Source organism: uncultured Dialister sp. (assembly GCF_937959425.1).
Taxonomy (GTDB): Bacteria; Bacillota; Negativicutes; order Veillonellales; family Dialisteraceae; genus Dialister.
The window spans coordinates 1-2,325 of sequence record NZ_CALGPS010000124.1; the positions used below are offsets into that span (position 1 = coordinate 1).

The window sequence follows — 2,325 nt, forward strand, 5'->3', positions numbered from 1 at the left end:
GCCGGAAGGGGTCAGCTGCCTGCGGCAGCTGATATCAAAAAGGGGCTGTGAAAAATGATTTCCATTTTTCCACAGCCCCTGCCCGACAGGTCCTTCCTTTTTTGTCTCTATGCTGCATGACGAACAGGAAGCCTTACGCAATCACTTCCCCCATCAAAAAAAGGAGCCCCTTTTCAGGAGCTCCTTTTATAGGCGAAAGATTATTTTGCAATCTTAGCTACAACGCCTGCGCCAACGGTACGGCCGCCTTCGCGGATAGCGAAACGCTGGCCTTCTTCCATAGCGATCGGGGTGATGAGCTTAACTGTCATTTCGACATTATCGCCAGGCATGCACATTTCGGTGCCTTCCGGCAGGGTGATGTCGCCGGTTACGTCGGTGGTTCTGAAGAAGAACTGCGGACGATAGCCGTTGAAGAACGGGGTATGACGGCCGCCTTCATCTTTGGTCAGTACGTATACCTGGGCGGTGAATTCGGTGTGCGGATGAACGGTGCCCGGTTTAGCAAGAACCTGGCCGCGAACGATGTCCTTACGGTCGATGCCGCGGAGCAGGGTGCCGATGTTGTCGCCAGCCATAGCCTGGTCCAGAGTCTTTCTGAACATTTCTACGCCGGTTACAACGGTTTCGGTCGGTTTATCCTGGAGGCCGACGATTTCAGCTGCGTCGCCCACTTTAACGGTGCCGCGTTCTACTCTGCCGGTAGCAACGGTGCCGCGGCCGGTGATGGTGAATACGTCTTCCACAGGCATCAGGAACGGTTTATCGGTATCGCGCTGAGGAGTGGGGATGTAGTCATCAACAGCCTTCATGAGGTCGCGGATCTTCTGTTCATCTTCTTTGTTGCCGTTGAGGGCACCAAGAGCGGAGCCGACGATAATCGGCACTTCATCTCCCGGATAGCCATATTCAGTAAGCAGGTCTCTGATTTCCATTTCTACAAGGTCAATCAGTTCAGGATCATCGACCTGATCAGCTTTGTTCAGGAATACTACGATAGCCGGAACGCCTACCTGTTTAGCCAGGAGGATGTGTTCACGGGTCTGGGGCATGGGGCCGTCAGCTGCAGATACTACGAGGATAGCGCCATCCATCTGAGCTGCACCGGTGATCATGTTCTTTACATAGTCGGCATGCCCTGGGCAGTCAACATGTGCATAGTGACGTTTTTCGGTTTCGTATTCAACGGTGGAGGTGTTGATTGTGATACCACGGGCTCTTTCTTCCGGTGCTTTATCGATGGAAGCATAGTCCAGGAAGTTAGCCTTGCCTTCTTCAGCCAGTACTTTGGTGATAGCGGCAGTCAGTGTAGTCTTGCCGTGATCGACATGGCCGATGGTGCCGATGTTAACATGCGGTTTTGTTCTTTCGTAATGAGCTTTTGCCATTTCTTTCTCTCCTTATACAAAAAAGAATTTGCAAAAATAGATTTGCGCTTTATTTATTATACATTGAAAGTCAACGGGAAACAAGAAACAGGGCGCAATTCCATATGCAATTTCAAAGAAATACAGGAATTCTGTCACCGGCTTTCGTCTTACCATACGATTGCAGATAACAGTAAAAAGAGCTCTCCGGAGAGAACTCTTTTTTACGGTGTTTGGTGGCGGCTCAGAGATTTGAACTCCGGACACAGCGGGTATGAACCGCTTGCTCTAGCCAACTGAGCTAAGCCGCCATGGAGCTGATAACCAGGATTGAACTGGTGACCTTATCCTTACCAAGGATACGCTCTACCGACTGAGCTATATCAGCAAATCTATATATAGGAAAGTATTAACATGGTGGCGGGGGCAGGACTTGAACCTGCGACCTTCGGGTTATGAGCCCGACGAGCTACCAACTGCTCCACCCCGCGATATTTGGTGGGCGGAATAGGATTCGAACCTATGAAGGCAAAGCCGGCAGATTTACAGTCTGCTCCCTTTAACCACTCGGGAATCCGCCCATATGGAGCTGGCAATAGGACTTGAACCTACGACCTGCTGATTACAAATCAGCTGCTCTACCAACTGAGCTACGCCAGCACGCAAGTGACGAAAGTTATTATACACAATTTCGTTTCGCTTGTCAAGAACTTTTTTAGTTCTTTTTGCTCACTCAGAGGTTTGTCCTCATCACGTTTATAGATTATACCATCGAGATGACGCTCTGTCTACCCCTTTTTTGCATTTTTTTGAAAAAGGGGAGAGAAAGTTTCCTGTCGCTATGATTCGCCATGGCGTCATGCCCTGTGGGAAACGTTTGGCGAATAGTTTCCTGTTCCGATAATTCGCTATTGTGTCATGCCCTGTGGGAAACTTTTAGCGAATAGTTTCCTGTTTC

1 protein-coding gene and 5 tRNA genes are annotated in these 2,325 nt (G+C 49.6%); all 6 read right to left on the bottom strand.

What is annotated here, in order from left to right:
* Positions 1-200: 200 nt before the first annotated feature.
* Positions 201-1,388, bottom strand: a complete 1,188-nt coding sequence (gene tuf / locus Q0482_RS05500) for an elongation factor Tu (RefSeq protein ID WP_299144392.1) — start codon at positions 1,386-1,388, stop codon at positions 201-203.
* A gap of 213 nt (positions 1,389-1,601) precedes the next feature.
* Positions 1,602-1,678, bottom strand: a tRNA-Met gene (locus Q0482_RS05505).
* Between the two features lies 1 nt (position 1,679).
* Positions 1,680-1,755, bottom strand: a tRNA-Thr gene (locus Q0482_RS05510).
* Between the two features lie 27 nt (positions 1,756-1,782).
* Positions 1,783-1,858, bottom strand: a tRNA-Met gene (locus Q0482_RS05515).
* Between the two features lie 5 nt (positions 1,859-1,863).
* A tRNA-Tyr gene (locus Q0482_RS05520) sits at positions 1,864-1,948 on the bottom strand.
* Between the two features lie 3 nt (positions 1,949-1,951).
* A tRNA-Thr gene (locus tag Q0482_RS05525) sits at positions 1,952-2,027 on the bottom strand.
* Positions 2,028-2,325: the final 298 nt, after the last annotated feature.